The 19,953-nt window shown below is 37.0% G+C and carries 10 protein-coding genes; all 10 read left to right on the top strand.

What is annotated here, in order from left to right:
• Nucleotides 1-40 precede the first annotated feature (40 nt).
• The 10 genes from C7381_RS08030 to C7381_RS07985 all read left to right on the top strand — a co-directional run bounded on the left by C7381_RS08030 (nt 41) and on the right by C7381_RS07985 (nt 19,792).
• The gene (locus C7381_RS08030) at nt 41-1,348 is read left to right on the top strand and encodes a glutamate-cysteine ligase family protein (RefSeq protein WP_116480560.1); all 1,308 of its coding nucleotides are present in this window, start codon (nt 41-43) and stop codon (nt 1,346-1,348) included.
• A gap of 15 nt (nt 1,349-1,363) precedes the next feature.
• A complete protein-coding gene (locus C7381_RS08025) occupies nt 1,364-2,680 on the top strand; it encodes a glutathionylspermidine synthase family protein (RefSeq protein WP_116480559.1) in 1,317 nt (438 codons plus the stop codon).
• Between the two features lie 15 nt (nt 2,681-2,695).
• Nucleotides 2,696-3,394: an ABC transporter ATP-binding protein gene (locus C7381_RS08020; RefSeq protein WP_116480558.1), complete on the top strand. Its 699-nt coding sequence runs from the start codon at nt 2,696-2,698 to the stop codon at nt 3,392-3,394.
• A gap of 5 nt (nt 3,395-3,399) precedes the next feature.
• Nucleotides 3,400-6,852 carry an ABC transporter permease gene (locus C7381_RS08015; RefSeq protein WP_165803643.1) on the top strand — a complete coding sequence of 1,151 codons (3,453 nt, stop codon included), beginning with the start codon at nt 3,400-3,402 and terminating at the stop codon, nt 6,850-6,852.
• Between the two features lie 155 nt (nt 6,853-7,007).
• Complete coding sequence (locus C7381_RS08010) at nt 7,008-8,795, top strand: peptide ABC transporter substrate-binding protein (RefSeq protein WP_116480556.1); 1,788 nt, start codon at nt 7,008-7,010, stop codon at nt 8,793-8,795.
• Nucleotides 8,796-8,893: 98 nt separating this feature from the next.
• Complete coding sequence (locus C7381_RS08005) at nt 8,894-9,823, top strand: ABC transporter permease (RefSeq protein ID WP_116480555.1); 930 nt, start codon at nt 8,894-8,896, stop codon at nt 9,821-9,823.
• Nucleotides 9,824-9,832: 9 nt separating this feature from the next.
• Entirely contained in the window at nt 9,833-10,777 is a 945-nt protein-coding gene (locus tag C7381_RS08000) for an ABC transporter permease (RefSeq protein ID WP_116480554.1), read from the top strand.
• Nucleotides 10,778-10,785: 8 nt separating this feature from the next.
• On the top strand, nt 10,786-11,829 hold the full coding sequence (locus C7381_RS07995; RefSeq protein WP_052085531.1) for an ABC transporter ATP-binding protein: 1,044 nt from the start codon (nt 10,786-10,788) through the stop codon (nt 11,827-11,829).
• Nucleotides 11,829-12,803, top strand: a complete 975-nt coding sequence (locus C7381_RS07990; protein WP_034548259.1) for an ABC transporter ATP-binding protein — start codon at nt 11,829-11,831, stop codon at nt 12,801-12,803. The genes C7381_RS07995 and C7381_RS07990 overlap by 1 nt, the downstream gene beginning before the upstream one ends.
• A gap of 896 nt (nt 12,804-13,699) precedes the next feature.
• Nucleotides 13,700-19,792, top strand: a complete 6,093-nt coding sequence (locus tag C7381_RS07985) for a S8 family serine peptidase (RefSeq protein WP_116480553.1) — start codon at nt 13,700-13,702, stop codon at nt 19,790-19,792.
• Nucleotides 19,793-19,953: the final 161 nt, after the last annotated feature.

Here is a 19,953-nt window from a genome sequence, read left to right as displayed (position 1 = left end):
AGCTTTTTTTAAAAATATTTTAATTTTGTAAGGAGATTTTATGGATAAACTAGATTTTGTTATAAATTATATAGAGAGCGGCGAGAAGCCGGAGACTGAAGAAAATCTCGGAGTTGAATGCGAGCACTTAATTTTAAAAGAAGACGGAAGGGCGGTCGGTTATTTTGACAATGGCGGAACTCAGGATATTTTTAATGATTTGGTGAAGAATCAAGGTTTTGAACCACACATAGAAGAGGGCAAAATTTTGTCGTGCAAAAAGGGTGAGTTCAGCATTTCGACTGAGCCGGGCGGACAAATCGAGTTTTCTTCAAAACAAAAGAGGTGTGTTAAGACTATTGAAGCCGGAATTTTAGATTTTTATGATTTAATTCTTCCGGAGATTGATAAATATGGAAACGGGCTTTACACTGTTCCGTTTCAACCGGTGAGCAGAATTGAAGACTACGAGATTCTCCCTAAAGAAAGATATTATGCTATGTTTGATTATTTCAAAAAGCATGGGAAATTAAGTCACCTTATGATGAAGGGAACGACGAGTCTACAATGTTCGATCGATTTTCACAATGAGAAAGATTATTCCAGAAAATACGGTATGGCAACAAGGCTTACAAATATTTTATATACTCTTTTTGACAATGTGGCATTCAAAGAAAATCGTCCTTTGGATATTTATGCATATCGTGCTAAGATTTGGGAAAATACTGATCCGGCAAGGACAGGAGTTTTGGAACGTGCGTTCAGACCGGACTTTTCTTACAAGGATTATGCGAATAAATTTCTTGCAACCGATGCGATTTTCACTTTGGAACAAGGTGAGTTTAAGCGTTTTGACGGAACAATCGGCGAGGCAATCGGTGATGATTTCGATTTAGAAAAGCTGGAACATCTTTTAACTATGGTGTTTTTTGACGTTCGAACGAAGAAATTCATTGAGATAAGGATGATAGATTCGCTTCCATGGCCATATAATGTCGGGGCGGTTGCACTTATAAATAATATTTTTTACAACGACGACAATCTTGATCGCATGTGGAATCTTTTGGGAGATATGACTTACAAGGAACATTTGCGTTCAAGAGAAGAAATATATAAGAAGGGTCCGCAAGCAAAGTTAATGGGCAAGAAGATTTCAAGATGGGGAGAGGAGATTCTTTCGGCACTTGATGTGAATGATTATGATAGAAAGGCACTTCAAAAGATTGTGCCTTTGATGGAAGGAAATACTTTAAGAAACAAACAGCTTGAGATTTATAACAGAACTTATAATGTAAAAGAAGCGATTGAGATAAACAGAGTTAAAACGGTTCCGCACACTCCAATGAAGGATTTGAAGACAGGATGTTAGGATTGAGGGGATTATATGTATAGTGATAAAGATTTAAAAGATTATTTGGATGCGGCAATGTCAAAAGACGAGTATGTTTCGGATTACAAGCGTCTTTTGGAAGAATGCATAAAGAGGAAGTTTTTGTATAAAGGAAAGCCGATTCCGTTTGAATATCAGCCGCTTTTGATTTCTGATAAGGATGAGGAAGCGTTCAAGCGAATTGCAAAGGATACCATGTCGATTGTAAAGAAGGTCACGAAGAAATATGTCGAAGAAGAGAGCTACAGAAAGCTTTTCAATTATGACGATTTTGTAGAAAAACTAATTTTACATGACCCAGGCTATAGTATGCCGGTTCCGATGTCGAGGTTTGACATTTTTTACAACGGATATGAGGATTTCGGATTTTGTGAGATAAATACTGACGGTACTTCTGCGATGCTCGAGGACTATGCGATTGCAAGCCTTCTTTTGGAGTCTAAGATTTTCGAAGATTTAAATTGGAATTTTTCGAGATATGAACTTTTTGACACTTGGGTAAAGAAAATAATCTCACTTTACAAAGATATAAAGGGCATAATGCCAAAGAATGTTTTGATTGCAGACTTCAACGATACCGGCACACCGGACGAGTTTTTGATGTTTAAAGATCATTTTGAAAAAAATGGAATAAAATGCATTATTGAAGATATTTCAAATTTGGATTATGATAGAGAAAAGAACAAGTTGATCGCTGATGGCGAGGAGATCGATCTTGTCTACAGACGCGTTGTTATGAGTGATTTAATGAGAAGACGAGACGATTCGGCTGCTTTTATTGAGGCATATTTAAATGACGCTGCGGTTTATGTCGGCTCTTTTAGAAGTCAGGTTGTTCACAATAAAGTGTTTTTCAGCGTTGTTCACATGGATGAAACGAAAAAGATTTTAACAGAAGAAGAGAATGAGTTTGTAAAAAAACACATTCCATTCACTGCACGCTTTGAAGGCGACGAGCAATTTTTTGAGAAAATTGTAAAAAATAAGGATAAATATATTTTTAAGCCGACTGATTTAAATGCTGCAAGAGGTGTTTACACCGGAAGAAGCATGAGTGAAGAGGAATTCATAAAGACGGCAAAAGAAAATTTCAATACGGATTATATTTATCAAGAGTTCGTTACACCGAAGGAGCTTCCTTATTTAAAGGTTGACGGCGACAAGTTCAGCTTGACTAAGAGGCGTAATATGATTGGACTTTTCTGTTATATGGAAGAGTTCAATGGAGTTTACGCAAGGATGGGACTTCATGATATTATCGGTTCGGCAATGGAATATGTTGCGGCACCGGGGATAAAGTACAAAAGATAATTTGGAGGCAATAAAATGTTTGCTGAAGTAAAAGATATAGTAAAGACATACGGAAAGGGTGAGAGCAAGATTTATGCGAATGATCACATTTCTTTCGGTATAGAAAAGGGTGAGTTGGCTGTTATTGTCGGACCTTCAGGTGCAGGGAAGTCGACGGTTTTAAATATTTTAGGCGGAATGGACCGGGCGGACAGCGGACAGATTATTGTTGACGGTGTGGACATTTCAAACGCCACCGACAAGGAACTTACAAATTATAGAAGATATAAAATTGGATTTGTATTTCAATTTTATAATCTTGTCACAAATCTTTCGGCGAAGGAAAATGTAGAGCTCGCAAGCCAAATTGCAAAAGACTCGATACCGGCAGAAGAAATTTTGAAATCCGTAGGTCTTGAAGGCAGAATGAACAATTTCCCGTCAGAGCTTTCCGGTGGAGAGCAACAAAGAGTCGCAATTGCACGTGCATTATCGAAAAAACCGGCAATTCTTCTTTGCGATGAACCGACAGGTGCACTTGATTATCACACAGGTAAATCTGTTTTGAAACTGCTGCAAGACATGTCAAGAGAATGGGGTACGACAGTTGTAATCATAACGCATAACACAGCAATAACCCCGATTGCGGACAGAGTTATAGAAATTTGGGACGCAAAGACGAGAAATATAACTGTTAATAAAAATCCGGTAAGTATTGATACTATAGAATGGTAAAAAATATGGATACTTCAAAAAAAGATGATAAAAAGTTAAGAGGCGGCACCAAGAACAAAAGTCGATTAAAAAATGCTCATCTAAAGGATATTTTAAGAGAAATCTCAAATACGTGGAAAAGATTTCTTTCGATTCTTATTATGACTGCACTCGGAGTGTTTATTCTTGTTGGCCTAAAGGTAACGGGACCGAAGATGCGTGACAGCATCGAGCACCATATTGTAGATCAAAAAATGTATGACTTACGTATTTCCAGTCCGGTAGGTATAAATGAAGAAGATATGGAAGCACTCAGAAATATCAAGGGCATAAAGGAGATGGAGACGGGATATTACACCGATATAAGTTTAGGTCATGAAAAAATCAACTTTAGAGTGTCGAGTCTTTCAGATAAAATTTCGGCGCCGGAGATAAAGGTAGGCAGACTTCCGGAAAAATTCGGGGAAATTGCAATTGAATTCACTCCGAAAACAGACGGAATTAAAATCGGACAAAAGATAAAGTTCGAAAGAGAGTCGGATAAGCTAAAGGAAGACAAAGACAGAAATGATTTGAAGACATATGAGTTCACAGTTGTTGGCAAGGTTATTTCCACCGATTATCTTATTCAAGCAAACAAAGGTGTTTCGGAAATTTCAACGGGGACAATCGAGACTGTTGCTTATGTCACGAAAGAAAACTTCGACAAGGATGTATTTTCATTTGTAAAATATACATTCAAAAACACCGAGGGAGTGAATTCGGATTCCGACAAATACGAAAACATTACATCTGTGAAAAAAAGTGATGCGATTGAAATTTTGGAACCGAGAGCAAGCATCAAGTTCGCAGAGCTAAAAAATAAGAATCAGAAGAAAATAGATGATGCGTCAAAGGATATAAGAAACGGTAGAAAAGAACTAAAAGACGCTGAAGACAAGCTTGCCGACGCAAAGAAAAAGCTCGAGGATGGCAAAAAGAAATTGGCGGATGCTGAAAATGAACTTAAAACAAAGACGGCGGATGCGAATAAAAAATTGGCGGACGGAGCAAAGGAAATTGAAGACGGCAAAAAGAAACTCAAAGATGCAGAAGATAAGTATTTAACGGGCAAAAAAGAATATGATGACGGCCTTCAAAAATACAACGACGCTGTAAAAAATAGCGGTCTTCAAGAAAAGAAACAAGAACTCACTGAAAACAAGGAAAAAGTTGCAGCAGGTCTTCTTGCAATTACGGAAAACAAGACAAAGCTTGAAGGTGCACTTGCCGAGATCGAAGGAATTGAATCACAATTAAACGATGCAATTCAAAAGAAAACTGAAGCAAATCTTTCACATGTTGAGGAAGACTACAAGCTTGCTGAGGTTTTAAAGAAAAAAGATGAGGCTACAGCAGGTTTAGAAGAAGTTAAGTCAAAGGAAACTGAGCTTGAAATAAATAAAAATAAAATAGAAGAAGGTCTTTCGAAGATAGAAGCGGCTGAGGTAGAGTTAAATAGTAATAAAGAAAAGTTGGAAGACGCGAAAAAAGAACTCGAAAAAGGTAAAGATGAAATTGACAAAAACAAGGACAAGCTGAAAAAAGCTGAACTGGACCTTGCAGACGGCAGAACAACTTTGAATCGCGAGCTCAAAGATGCAAATGAAAAAATTCGAAAGGCGAAAGTCGAGCTCCAAGATGGAGAAAAGAAATACAACGAAAACAACGAAAAATTCATTTCAAAAAAAGAGGAAGTCCTCAAAACTCTAGATGACGGCGAAAAGAAAATAAATGACGCAAAGGAAATGATCGACAAGTTGAAAGAGCCGAAGTTCAAAGTTGAAACGAGAAAGGACAACGACAGTTTGTTCTTTATGATCGATTCATCACACAAGCTCGACGTGGTCAGCTGGATTTTCCCACTCTTCTTCTTCTTTGTCGCAATCCTTGTCTCGCTCACCACAATGACAAGAATGGTCGAAGAAAAGAGAATTGAAATCGGCACATATAAAGCACTTGGATTTTCGACAGCAAGCATCTCGATGAAATATATTTCGTACGGCCTTATTTCAAGTCTTGTCGGCGGTATCATAGGCGCGACATTTGGCTCGATACTTCTTCCGAAAATAATCTATCACGCATACTCAGCAAGTTTTGTTATAAAAGAACTGACCGGAATTGTAAATCCGTTTATAAATATAGTCGCGATACTTTTCGGAGTTATGGTAAACATGGTTGCAACTTTGAGCGTTGTATTATCATCATTGAGAGAGAATGCGGCATCTCTTATGCGACCGAAACCACCGAAAAAAGTTAAAAAGATGCTTATTGAAAGAATTAAATTTATTTGGAACAGACTTGGTTTTATCGGCAAAGTAACAATGAGAAATGTTTTCAGATATAAATCGAGAATGTTTATGACAATCTTCGGCATTGCAGGTTGCACGGGTCTTTTATTCCTTGGCTTCAGCTTGAGAGAAGCACTCGGAGGAATTGAATCCCGTCAGTTTGATAAGATTATGAAATACGATTTTCAAATTGTAACCGACGAAATGCTTGGAGATGAAGGAAAAGATGATTATGTAAAATTCTTAAAAAGTGATAACGTGAAGGGGTATATGAACGCATACACTCAAAGTTTCACATACGAAAATCAAAACGGACGTGATCAACAAGTCGTGCTTGTGGTTCCGGAAAATGAAAAAGAATTTACAGAATATATCGACTTATTTGTAGAAAAGCAATTCAAAAAAGATAGACATTACAACCTTGACGGCATAATGATTACAAAGAAGCTTGATGAAATCAGGCCAAAGGATAAAACAGACATTGAGCTTCGCGATTCGGACCTTGTAGAAACGAGAATTAAACCTGACGGAGTTGTGGATAACTATATTGGTCACTTTGTATTCATGACAAAAAAGACTTACGAAGAAACTTTTAACAAAAAATATGAAACCAATTCGTACTATATCAAATTAAATGACGAGTCGAAAAAAGATGAGCTCATTGCGGGTTTGAGAAAGAATAAATCCATTTTGAGCGTTGTCGATTTCACGGAGGGCAAAATGGCTATAGATAACTGGACGGCATCAGTTGCGGCGGTTGTTTATATAATCATCATCTGCTCCTCGATTCTTGCGATGGTTGTTCTATATAATCTATCGAACATTAATATAGAAGAAAGAAAAAGAGAACTTTCGACAATTAAAGTCTTGGGTTTTACAAACAAAGAACTTTCCGAGTACGTTTACCGGGAAACTTATATATTGACGGTTATAGGCATACTTGTCGGGTTCCTCGTGGGATGGGGAATGCTAATTGCAGTTGCGGAGATCCTTCCGCCGGACAATATAATTTTAAACACAATCATATCATTCAGACCGTATATGTACTCGGCACTAATAAGTTTCTTCTTCACATTCGTTGTAGAGTTTATTGTAAGGAAGAGACTGAAGTCAATAGATATGGTAAGTTCACTAAAAGCTTACGAATAAGTTAAAATTTATTAATAAACGGTACAAACGTGTAATTTGCGTCACGTGATCGGGGTCACTAAAATGATTCCGATTCTTGACATCAATTGCATTTTGTTATATAATTACTACTTGATGGGGGTATAACCCTCAAAATAAAAAGGAGGAACATATAAATGTCCAAAAAATTTTTAGCAGTATTAATTGCTGCAATCCTTGCACTTAGTGTACTCGCAGGATGCGGAAAAGATACTGGAAAAGAGTCAGATAAAACAACTGACACAGAAACAACAGATCAAAAAGATGATCAAAAAGATGATCAAAAAGATGATCAAAAAGAAACAACTGATGACAAAGCTGATGCTGATAAAACAGAAACAGCTGATGCAGAAGCTGATGAAGATCAATTCATCAACACATTCATCGGTTCATGGCCAAACACATTCGACCCTGCAACAGGCGACGATATGTATGGTAACGGTGTACTTATCAACACACTTGAACCACTTATTCGTGTAGACGAAGATGAAAACGGCGGTTCAGTTTATGTACCAGCAGGTGCAGAAAGTTGGGAAGTAAGTGCTGACGGACTCGAATACACATTCCACATCAGACAAGGAATGAAATGGAGTGACGGCAAAGATTTAAATGCACAAGACTATGCTTATGCAATTCGTCGTTCAGCAACTCCTGAAACAGCTTGCCCATTTGCAAACCTCGTATATCTTGTAAAGAACGGTGAAGCTGTTAACAAAGGTGAAAAACCTGTTGAAGAACTCGGAGTTGAAACACCGGATGATTACACATTAAAAGTTACTCTTGAAAACGAATGCCCATACTATTTGGACACTGTTACACAAAGAGTTTATTTCCCACAAAGACAAGACATGGTTGAAGCTTTAGGCGACCAATACGGTTCATCTGAAGTTGAAAACATCCCTGTATGTGGACCTTTCAAGATTGCTGATATGACAATCAACAACGAAATCGTCTATGAAAAGAACGAAGATTTCTGGAACGCAGCAAATGTTAAACTTCAAAAAGTTAACGCTCAAATCTTAAACGACCCTAACACAATCAACAACGCTTTATTGACAGGCGAACTTGATTTTGCAGGTGTTGGTGACCCTAAATGGCAAGCACAACTTGCTGAAACAGGTGAATACACAAGAGTAACAAACTTGAACCCATGGACAGGTTACTGGCTCATGAACTTCAACGAAGGTTCAAACGTTGCTAATACAAAGATTACAAGAGCTATCGCAGCTGTAATCGACAGAGAACAAATCATTGAAACAGCTTGGAACGGAAATCCTGTTGCAGCTTATGCATTTGTTCCACCGACAGTAAGAGTTCAAGGTGAAGAATTCAACAAAGAAGGCGAAGGACCAGCTCTCGATCTTAAGAACGAAATCAAAGATCCTAAAGCATTATTTGAAGAAGGATGCAAAGAATTAGGAAAAGACCCTGCAACTGTAACAATCAGATTAATGGGTTCAGATATTTCAAATGAAGGACGTATCGCAATCGAAGGATTCCAACAACAAGTTGAAAAAGCTCTCGGATGCAAAGTTGAAGCTTCAAACCACGAATGGAACGACTTCACAAACCGTCTAAAAGCTAATGACTACGATATCGCATGGCTCGCATGGGGTGCAGACTTCAACGACCCATCAAACTTCCTCGAAACAAACTACTCAAAGACACGTGCTTATCCAACAGCTTGGACAAACGAAAAGTTTGACAAACTCCTCGAAGAAGCAAGAGTAACACTTGATGCAAAGAAGAGAGGAGAACTCCTACACGAAGCTGAAAGAGTTCTTATCTATGAAGATGCAGCATTAGTTCCAATTAACCACGCAGTTTCAAACGTATTCAGAAGAAACTATGTAAAGGGAGCAAGAAACAACTACTTCGCAACAATGGGATTCCAAGTACTTTATACAGCAGGAAGAGACAAATAGTAAAATAATAGCTAAATAGCTATAAATAAATAGGTTTTGGGAGGGGTCTGTGTTTATTACACGGACTTTTCCCTATAATCCTACATAAAGGAGGAAATATGACAAGATATATGCTTAAGCGTGTAGCGTTTATGGTTTTGTCAATAATTGTGGTTTCTGCCGCGACTTTCTGGATGATGCACTCAGTACCTGGAAATCCGTTGGCAACAAGAGCACGTAAGAACTTACCTGAACAAGTTCTTGCAAACTACAATAAAAAGTACGGACTTGACAAACCGGTTTCAACACAATATGCGCTTTTTGTTAAGAATGCATTAAAAGGAGACTTCGGAGAATCAATTATCTACCCTGGTCAACAAATCTCAAAGACAATAGCAAAGACTGCACCTGTCAGTGGAAAATTAGGACTTATTTCAATATTTTTTGGCTTTACAATCGGTGTTGCATTTGGATTTATTGCCGCACTCAACAGAGGAAAATGGCCTGACTTCTTAGTTATTACAATTGCTATTTTGGGGGTAACGATTCCATCATTCGTTATGGCAAGTTTGCTACAATATTTCTTTGGAGCAAAACTCAAATGGTTCCCTATAACATATAGAAAAGGAAACTGGAAGAGCTTTGTTATGCCTATTACGGCACTGTCTTTCGGTACAATTGCAACATACGCAAGATATATGCGTTCATCAGTACTTGAAGTTATAAATTCGGACTATGTATTAACAGCTCGTGCAAAAGGTGTTACCGAAATGGGAATTCTTTTCAAGCACATATTAAAAAATGCTATGATTCCGGCTGTTACAATTTTAGGACCACAAATTACAGGGGTTTTTGCCGGTTCATTTATTATTGAAAAAATATTTAATATACCGGGATTAGGTCAATTCTTAGTAAGCTCCATCGGAAGCAGAGACTACCCGTTCATCATTTCAACTACAGTTTTATTCGGATTTTTATTTGTTTTATCACAACTTATCGTTGATATAGTATATGGATTCCTTGATCCGAGAATCAAGTTGGCAGAATAGGAGGACCATATGGAAAAAGAAATAAAAGATACAAATCTTAATATAACGCCTGAAATGTTTAAAAGAATTCCAAGAGACGATATAGAAGCTGAAAAAATCGCTAGACCTATAATCACTTTCTGGGAAGACGTTTGGCGCAGATTAAAAATGAACAGAGCTGCAATGCTATCAATCGGAATCATAATTCTTCTGGTATTCATGGTTATTGCAGGTCCACACTTTAATAAATTTTCTTTTAAAGAACAAAATGCACAAGCACTAAATATTTCACCGAACGGAACATATTGGTTCGGAACCGACACTGCAGGACGTGATATATTTACACGTGTTTGGGTTGGTGGTAGAGTTTCTATCGTAATCGGTCTTGTCTGTGCATTCATAGCAATGATAGTCGGTGTTGCATACGGTTCAATTGCAGGACTTGTAGGCGGAAAAGTCGATAACATTATGATGAGAATAGTTGAAATTATATCATGTTTACCATATCTTCTTATTGTTATCCTCGTCTGCTTGTGGCTCAATAAGACAAACTTGGGATCAATACTCCTTGCACTCTCACTTACCAGCTGGACCGGAACCAGCCGTATGGTTCGTGGTCAAGTACTTTCTGTTAAAAATGAAGAATACGTACTTGCTGCAAGAACACTCGGTGTTCCGACTTGGAAAGTTATTATCAGACACATAATTCCTAACGTACTTGCAATCGTTATTGTTGGACTTACATTTGATATTCCGGGATTCATCTTCTCTGAAGCATTCCTTTCATACATGGGTATCGGACTTCAACCACCTGATGTATCATGGGGTATTATGTCTTCGGAAGCACAAACACAAATGATGTTCTACCCATATCAATTGTTCTTCCCGACACTTATGATTGCTCTAACAATGTTATCATTTACACTATTGGGTGACGGTCTTCGTGACGCACTTGATCCGAAGTTAAGAAAGTAGAGAGAAATATGGAGAATAAAACAAAGAATAATGATTCAAAACTTTTGCTCGATGTTCAAAATCTCAGCGTTTCGTTTCATACTTACGCGGGTGAAGTAAAAGCTGTCAGAGGGCTTAACTTCCACTTAAACAAAGGGGAAACATTGGCATTTGTAGGTGAATCCGGATGCGGTAAATCAGTTACTGCAAAAGCTCTTATGAGAATACTTCCAAAGGATTCATCAGAAATAAAAAAAGATAGTAAAATAATGTATGACGGTGAAAACGTCATGGATATGAAGGGAAAGAGACTTACACAACTTCGCGGTGGAGAAATTGCAATGATTTTCCAAGACCCGATGACAAGTTTAAACCCTGTTTTAACAATCGGCTTCCAAATTACAGAAGCTCTTAAAATTCATAGGAATCTTTCAAAAGCTGACGCAAAGAAAGAAGCTGTAAGACTCCTTGACATGGTTCAAATTCCTGAACCTGAAAAACGTTTAAAAAGTTATCCACATGAACTTTCAGGTGGAATGAGACAAAGAGTTATGATTGCTATGGCTCTTTCATGCTCACCGGAACTTCTTATCGCAGACGAACCGACAACAGCTCTTGACGTAACAATTCAAGCACAAATCCTTGACCTTATAAAAGAACTTAAGGAACAAATGCACACTGCTGTTATACTTGTTACACACGATTTGGGTGTTGTTGCAAACTTTGCAGACAGAATTCAAGTAATGTATGCCGGAAGCATAATTGAAGAAGGAACTACAGACGAAATATTCTACGAATCACGTCACCCATACACTTGGGCACTTCTAAACTCAGTTCCGAAAGTTCACCAAAAGAACGAAGAACTTAGAGCCCTTGGAGGAACACCTCCGGATCTACTTCTTCCACTTCATGGATGCCCATTTGCACCGAGATGTTCACGTGCGATGGAAATTTGTAAAAAAATTGCACCACAATGCACACACCACTCAGATACACACCGCTCATGGTGCTGGCTTGAACATGAATATGCCGGAAATATTGATTGGCAAGATATGAGAGAAGGTGGATATTAATGGATAAGAAAAACGTATTAATAGAAGTAAAAGATTTGAGCAAACACTTTAATGTTGGCAGAAACCTAGTCCTTAAAGCAGTTGATGATGTCACATTCAATATCTACAAAGGAGAAACATTCGGAGTAGTTGGAGAATCAGGATGCGGTAAAACAACATGCGGAAGAACTGTCCTTGGAATGTATGATGCAACAAAAGGACAAGTTCTTTATGAAGGTAAAGATATTCACTCAATGAATAAAAAAGAAAGATTCGACTTCAAAAAGAAAGCTCAATATATATTCCAAGACCCGTACGCATCACTTGACCCGAGAATGACTATCGGAAGTATTATTGCTGAAGGTATGGATGTCCACTTCAAAATGACTGAAGAAGAAAGACAAAATAAGATTGACAGACTCTTAAACATTGTCGGACTTAATAAAGAACACGGAGCTCGTTTCCCGCACGAACTTTCAGGGGGACAAAGACAACGTGTAGGTATCGCAAGAAGCCTTGCTGTTGAACCTGAATTTATCGTTTGCGACGAACCGATTTCGGCTCTTGACGTATCAATTCAAGCTCAAATCGTAAACCTCTTGAACAAATTGCAAAACGAAATGGGATTAACATACATGTTCATATCTCACGACCTTTCAATGGTAAAACACATCAGTGACAGAATCGCTGTAATGTATCTTGGAAGCGTTGCAGAACTTGCTCAAGCGGACATGATCTACGAAGACAGCTTGCACCCATACACACAAGCATTGATCTCTGCAATACCTGTTCCGGATCCACATGTCGGCAGACAAAATAAGAGAATCAGAATCGAAGGCGAAGTTCCGTCTCCGATTAACGTTCCACCGGGATGTAAATTTGCAGGCCGTTGCCCGAAATGCATGGACATCTGTAGAAAGGAAAACCCACGTCTACGTGAAGTTAAACCTGAACACTTTGTGGCTTGCCATCTGTATGACGGAAAAAATTTATAGAACTTATAGGCACCTGATTCCTCAGGTGCTTTTAAATATCTATTTGCGGTCCTTTTCGCGATAAACGCTTGATTTGCGACCTATTTTGCGACCTGCTTGCAAACTTCAATTATTTGATTGCTCGGAGTGCAAATGAGCACACCTTCGCAATCAAAAATTGAGTTTACGGTGCATCTCATCAAAATATGCTCGCAAATTTGTGTAACATATGAACCGGTAAATGCCGGTTCTTTTTTTGTGTAAAATCATATTAGAAAATTACGGTCGAAGATTTTCGGATATTTTGGCATAAAGATTTTAGAATATATGATGTTGCAAGCACAGTCGTAGCGTTGTTTCACTATCCCAACGAATGGGATAGTAGTAAAGACATGATTGTGGTTGATTCCATTTAGCAATAAATAAAACTGACTTATCGACCTTTGTGACAACACCTTGCAAATGTCTACATAATATTTTTAAAACTACGTAAAGCACGTTTCAATCTATCCACACAATGCCTTAATATTTACATATAAAAATATATAATGTCGGTAAAATCTAAATTACAAGTATTCCGACATATTTTAACTTTCACATACTAACATTAGTTTGATATTATTTAGCAAAAAGAATTGACGAATAAAACAATATTTTAATTTTTTATTTCAATAAAAATGATTAATTAAATATATCATAACAGAAATTTTTAAGTTAACTCTTTATTAAGACAAATAGGTCCTGTGAAATAACGAAGATATATAACGAAAACATATTGACAAATGTAGCAATTAATGGTATAATTTAGTTGGATAAAGGTATAAAGTCCACGATGTGATTATTCACTTGATATCTTTGTAGTTTTAAGGGGGGGATTATTTAAACGAGTTTTGTGGACAATTAAGGAGGTTATCTATATGAATAGTAAACGTTTAGCATTTCTCGTAGCATTATTTTTAGCTTTAAATGTATTTGCGGGATTATTTATTTCAGCAAACTCGAACGATGTTCAAGAGAGTGTTTTTATTTCGCAAAATACGAACGCTGTTCAACGAGAGGAATATATTGTTGATTTGAATGTTGATTTATCTAATTCAAATTATAGAGAGGCACTTACACATAGAGATTTAAAGACGGCTAAGACTATAGCGGAAGAGGTTTTTAAATTATACGAAGAAGAAATAAATAAGGTATCAAAGGATATTGAAATCATTGATAGAATTTATTTATACTTACCAAGTTTTCTTATTAAGGCTACTTCAGATGAAAAGAAACTTTTGGAGAACTTGGATTTTATCAAGAAAATTTATAAAAATGAAGAGCTCGAAGCTGCTCGTGGTATAGGAAGCAGTGAGATGCTTTTCAAAGATTGGTCAGAGCCGAGAGTTGAAAAGAGCATGATGATTTCGTCAAATGATATGATTGGAAACAATACCGATCTTTTAAACAAGTACAATGGAGAAGGTAGTGTGCTTGCGATTATTGATGGGAATATGGATCCTACACACGAGGCATTTTATCTTTCATTAGGGACGAAGCCGAGACTTTCAATTAAGGATATTGAAAATTATATTAGTGCAGAAGGGTTTTCTGTTAAGGGCAAAGCTAGTGAGTTATTCAGGTCGTCAAAGGTTCCTTTCGGATGGAATTATCAAACAAACAGTTATGATTTGAATTCGGAAAAAGAAAAGGAAGCACACGGTCAACACGTAAGTGGTACCGTTGCAGGAAATAAGGTGGCAATAGGTAATAAGTTGTGGAGGGGCGTTGCACCGGAAGCCCAGCTTCTTATGATGAATGTTATGTCAAAAGGCTCCACATCCGGTTGGGTGTATTCAAGAGCTATGACAGATGCTATAGCTATGGATGCCGATGCCGTTAATATGAGTTTGGGTGGAAGAAAAGCCGTCGGCGAAAGCACAGAAGGCAAGGTAAGAGAAATTGTTGACAATGGTTATGCCAAGGATACGAATTTCATTATTGCTGCCGGAAATGAAGGGGAGTATCAAGGAAATTTAAATATTGACACTCCGGATTTCGGGACTATTGCAACTCCGGGAAATGTAAGAAATGCGATTACAGTTGCATCTCTTGAAAATAAGATGATGAACGCTGCTTTTGTTACTCTAAATGGAAGGAATTATATTTTCAGTGCTGCTGGCGATGCTAAGTATTCTGCGGGTGACTATGAATATGTCGAATGTGGTATAGGAAAGACTTCAGATTTTGATGGTAAAGATGTTTCAGGCAAGATTGCACTTGTAAAACGTGGAACGATTTCTTTCAACGAAAAGATTTTAAATGCTGCTGATGCAGGAGCAATCGGGGTAATTGTTTATAACAATGTTAAGGGTATGCTTTCTATGCTTATTGACAACCATCCGATTCCAGCGATTTTGGTTGAACTTTCAACTGGGGAAAAGATGATAGAATCAAGCAAGAAAACTATTCACATTGATATGAAAGAGAGAGAAGTAGAAAATCCAGTCTATGGTGAGTTCAGTGCATTTTCGAACTGGGGTCTTACATCAGGCGGCTATATGAAGCCGGATATTTCTGCACCGGGCGGTCATATTTACTCGACACAAACAATGGGCAATACATTTGGAGATATGAGTGGTACGTCTATGGCAACGCCGCATGTAACAGGAGCAATCGGGGTTTTAAGAAAAAGACTTAACGAAGATTTGTTCAAGTCAGCAAAGAGCAAGGCGGAGCTCACAAAGATTATTTTAATGAACTCAGCTGTGCCGCACAACGATATTAAAACGGGTGCCGTCACATCGCCGAGACGACAAGGAGCAGGTATGCTTAATGTCAAAGAAGCACTTTCGATTGATTTCACAGTTGTCGATACAGACACGAGAGTTCCATCAAAATTTGTAGGGAATGTCAAGGATTCGCTTACACTTAATTTGACAGTTAAAAACTGGTCAAGCAAAAGAAAGAAAATCACTCCTTCAATTCAAGCTACAATTGAAGCAAGGGACAAAAAGGTTATGAAGAGAAGACCGGAAGAACTTTTTACCGAAACTCTTGAAAACGATATATTTGAACTTGAACCGGGTCAAGAAAAAGATATTGTATTAAATATTCCTTTACAAAATTTGGATAAAATATCTGATTTTAAAAATGGTGCTTTTATAGACGGATTTATTCATCTAAGAGATCAAAACGATATGGAAATATCATTCCCGTTTGTTTCATTTAGGGGTGAATATGAAACAATACCATCGATTGAAAAGCCGGTGTATGATTTTGATTTCAACGAAGAAAAGCCAATGTATTGGAATATTAAGACAAGTACTAGACCATGGTTTAGATTTTCAACACATATAGAGACAAATTTTGGATTGGATACTGAAAATCCGGGACTTAAAAAGTATGTTATCGCCGGAATTAAAAATTTCGATGAGATAGACAAGAATAAGAATACGGAAAAAGAACCGAGTCCGATTTTTGAGGATATTGTTATTTCACCTAATGTTGACGGTAAATATGATGAATTTAATCCATATATTGTCGCAACAAGGGGTGGAAGCTTTAGAGCGGAAATTTTAAATGAGAAAAATGCAGTGGTGCTTAAGAGTTCTTTAGGTGACCATCCTTCAAATATTTCGGATGTACCTGACGATCCTGACGGAGCATACGGTGCAATTGGATTCTATGCATTGAGAGCACTTTCTGTAAGAAAACTCGAAGAAGGAAAATACACCTTAAGGATTTATGGAAAGGCATTTAAAGGTGTCGGAGAATATTATCCTGAAGTTTCGAAGGATATAGTTTTTTATATTGATAAAACTGCTCCAAAAGTTACTGACATGTCTTATGATGAAGGAACTCGCATATACAGCATGAAAATTGTTGAAAATGAAACGGAATTAAGAGACATAGTTGTTAGTGCAGGTGATAGAATTCTTGATTATGAGTTTAAATTCTCAAAATTATCTTTTGAAGTTCCTGAAGATGTAGAGCTTTCAGATGTAAAGATTGACGTTTTTGACATGGGTTATAATGGGGAACAGTATAATGCCGAATATACAATTTCTCCTGAACTTTATGGAACGCTAAAAGTCTCAGGAAAGTCAAATGATTATAGATCACCGGGCATGGAATTTAAGGTGGTTAACGAAAATGGAAAAGAAGTCAAAAATTTCGATAAGATTAAATTTGGAAAATATAAATTAATAGTTATTTCATATAAAGATGAAGAATACACTCTTGAGGGAGAAAAGGAAATTTCTTTTGAAGTTAGTGAAGCGAATAAAGATGTTAAAATTGAGGTACCATTTAAAAAGATTCCGCGTACAGAGGTAACTATAAAACCGGGGGATACCGCAGGAGTTAAAAATGAAGATATAGATTTATATGTAACAAATCTTGAAACAGGAGACAAAGAAAAGCTTAAATATGACGATGGCGGTTGGTTCTCAACAACAAAATGGACTACAACTTTAGGAAAAGGCAACTATAAGTTCGAAGGTGAAGTTCGCGGAAAAACAACCTATGAGTTCATATTCTCAAAGTCAATGCCGATTCTGATCGATCCTAATGAAAGTGGATATGTAGATTTAAGTTTTGATGTAATAGACAATACTGTTTATGAAATGGGAACTGTAAAGTTTACGCTTGTTGAAGTTGATGGAGGAATAGAAACACCGTTTGAAAAAGAATTGACGGCAACGATTGATGGAAGAATAATAATTAAAAGTAATGAGGTCAAAGAAGTTAAACTTGGAAAACACAATATAAAGCTTGACAACGGATGGAATAGTGCTGAAAAGTACGATTTGTACGGCTCAACCATTAAAGCGGATTTTGAATTGACAAAGGAAAATAAGAATAGTGAGCATGTGTTTAAACTTGTGCTTAAGAAAGCTTCGAATGACGGACTCAAGAAACAATTAAAAGATTTGATTGACGATGAGAATAATGTAAATAATAGCGACAAATATAAATATGCGGATCCTGAAAACATAGCGAAATATGATAAGGCTGTTCAAGCGGGTGAAGATATTTTAAAAAAGAGCGATGCGACAGAAGATGAACTTAAAAATGCTATCAAAGAAATCAAACTTTCGATAAACAAATTAAATGGGGTAAAACCTGTTGACACAACAGCACTTCAAGAACTTGTTGACAAGTTTAATGAGGTTATGGCTTCGAAAAAATTTATTGATGCAAAGAGTGAAGAAAAAGATGCATATCAATTTGCAATTGCAAAGGCAAGTGAAATTTTGAATGCTAAAACAAAGACTGAAGAAGAAGTAAAAAACGCTGAAGACGAGATTAATAAAACTTATAATGCATTGAGTGGTGACGTTATTCCTGAAGAAAAAACAGATGTCCCAACGGTTAATAAAGCATTTGTAAACGATAAATTTATAAGCGGTGAAGGTATAAAAGGTGCAAATATATTCTATACTGTGAATGAGGAAGAAATAACGGATCTCATTTCAGCGGGTCGTGTAAATGAAGACGGAAAGTTCTCAATTGCACTCGATGAACTGAAAAAAGACGACGTAATACTTGTTTATCAACAACAACACAGTATGAAGATGAGTGACGGTGTGAAAGTTGAAATAATCGCACTTGACAAAAGTCTTTTGAAAGAAGTTATTGATAAGGGCGAAAAGATTAAGAACGGCGAAAAGTATAAAAACGCGTCAGAAGAAATGAAAAAAGCATTTGATGATTCGCTTTTAAAGGCAATAGAAACTTATGAAGATGAAAATGCAAGTTTTGAAGAAATCGAAATCAGAACTTCGGATTTGAACCTCAAGATTTCTGACATTATGGAACTTGAAAATGTTCAATACGATGTAATATTCATAGTTGACAATAAGATTATTCACTCTGTTGCAGTTAATGCAGGTGAAAAAGTAGAGCCTTTCGAAATGCCGGAAAAGGAACATTTCCATTTTGACGGATGGTTTAAAGATGCTGCATTTGAAGAAAAGTTTGACTTTGAAAAATCGATTGAAAAATCTATAACTGTTTATGGAAAACTTGTTGAAAATGAAAAATATACTGTAAGCTTTGTAACAGGAACTGATAAAATTGTTCCGTCTCAAACCGTATATAAAGGTGAAATAGCAATTGAACCGTTAGCACCTTCAAGAAGCGGATATAGATTTAAAGGTTGGAAACTTGATAGTGTCACTTACAACTTCAGATTACCTGTTACAAAAAACATCACACTGGTTGCAGATTGGGAAAAAGTCATAATCGAGCCGGCTCTACCGACCCCAACTCCAACTCCTGAAGAACCATCAGTACCACACAGACCATATAGACCAAAACCGAACAAACCGGTAACACCGACAAAAGACATCGTAAAAGACACAACCAAACCGGCAGAAACAAACAAACCGGTAGAAACAACAAAACCTACTGAAACAGTAAAACCTGTTGAAGAAAAGAAAGACTACGGAATAGTTGAAACAGCACCAACAATTGCAGCAACATTCGCAGATCTGCCGGAAAACGAAAAAGCAGGTTCAATCATGAACATTGTCTCACGTGGTGTATTAAAAGGAATGGACAACGGAAAATTTGAAGGAGAACTCCCAATCACAAGAGCAATGGTTGCAACAGTACTAAAAAGACTCTCAAAAGACCAAACAACTAACACTGTTCAAAACTTCAAAGACGTAAAAGACAAAGATTGGTTTGCAGAAGCAGTAAAATGGGCACAATCACAAGGTCTCATCAAGGGATATGAATATGGCACATTTAAGGCAAACAATCTCGTAACACGTCAAGAACTTGCAATCATAGTTGACAGATTCCTAAAAATCCGTGGAATCCAAATGAAAGAAATAAAAGAAATATCCTACAAAGATCTCGACAAATTGCCAACATGGAGCAGAGATGCTATCATCGCAATGGCAAAAATCGGATTAATTGAGGGAGAAACAACGGAAAAATATAACCCGACAAGTGAATTCACAAGAGAAGAACTTGCAGTAATGCTCGAAAAGATTATTGAATGGGTTGAAAAACATTAGAGAGATTAAGGAACCGGTTATAACCGGTTCCTTTTTTCTTATGGCTCTATAATATCTATGGGGGAGTAAAACCCTCCATAGATATTTTTATGTAAAAAAATTGCACTTATACGCAAAACATCCTATACTAAAAATAGAAACCACAAGTAAGGAGGTGCATA

This window comes from Ezakiella coagulans (genome assembly GCF_003096635.1).
GTDB classification, from domain to species: domain Bacteria; phylum Bacillota; class Clostridia; order Tissierellales; family Peptoniphilaceae; genus Ezakiella; species Ezakiella coagulans.
This window is presented reverse-complemented; position numbering and strand designations above follow the sequence as displayed.

Coding starts and splice junctions, on each gene's coding strand:
- C7381_RS07985 (WP_116480553.1), top strand. CDS start 13,700: ATGAATAGTAAACGTTTAGCATTTCTCGTAGCATTATTTTTAGCTTTA.
- C7381_RS08015 (WP_165803643.1), top strand. CDS start 3,400: ATGGATACTTCAAAAAAAGATGATAAAAAGTTAAGAGGCGGCACCAAG.
- C7381_RS08020 (WP_116480558.1), top strand. CDS start 2,696: ATGTTTGCTGAAGTAAAAGATATAGTAAAGACATACGGAAAGGGTGAG.
- C7381_RS08005 (WP_116480555.1), top strand. CDS start 8,894: ATGACAAGATATATGCTTAAGCGTGTAGCGTTTATGGTTTTGTCAATA.
- C7381_RS07990 (WP_034548259.1), top strand. CDS start 11,829: ATGGATAAGAAAAACGTATTAATAGAAGTAAAAGATTTGAGCAAACAC.
- C7381_RS08000 (WP_116480554.1), top strand. CDS start 9,833: ATGGAAAAAGAAATAAAAGATACAAATCTTAATATAACGCCTGAAATG.
- C7381_RS07995 (WP_052085531.1), top strand. CDS start 10,786: ATGGAGAATAAAACAAAGAATAATGATTCAAAACTTTTGCTCGATGTT.
- C7381_RS08010 (WP_116480556.1), top strand. CDS start 7,008: ATGTCCAAAAAATTTTTAGCAGTATTAATTGCTGCAATCCTTGCACTT.
- C7381_RS08030 (WP_116480560.1), top strand. CDS start 41: ATGGATAAACTAGATTTTGTTATAAATTATATAGAGAGCGGCGAGAAG.
- C7381_RS08025 (WP_116480559.1), top strand. CDS start 1,364: ATGTATAGTGATAAAGATTTAAAAGATTATTTGGATGCGGCAATGTCA.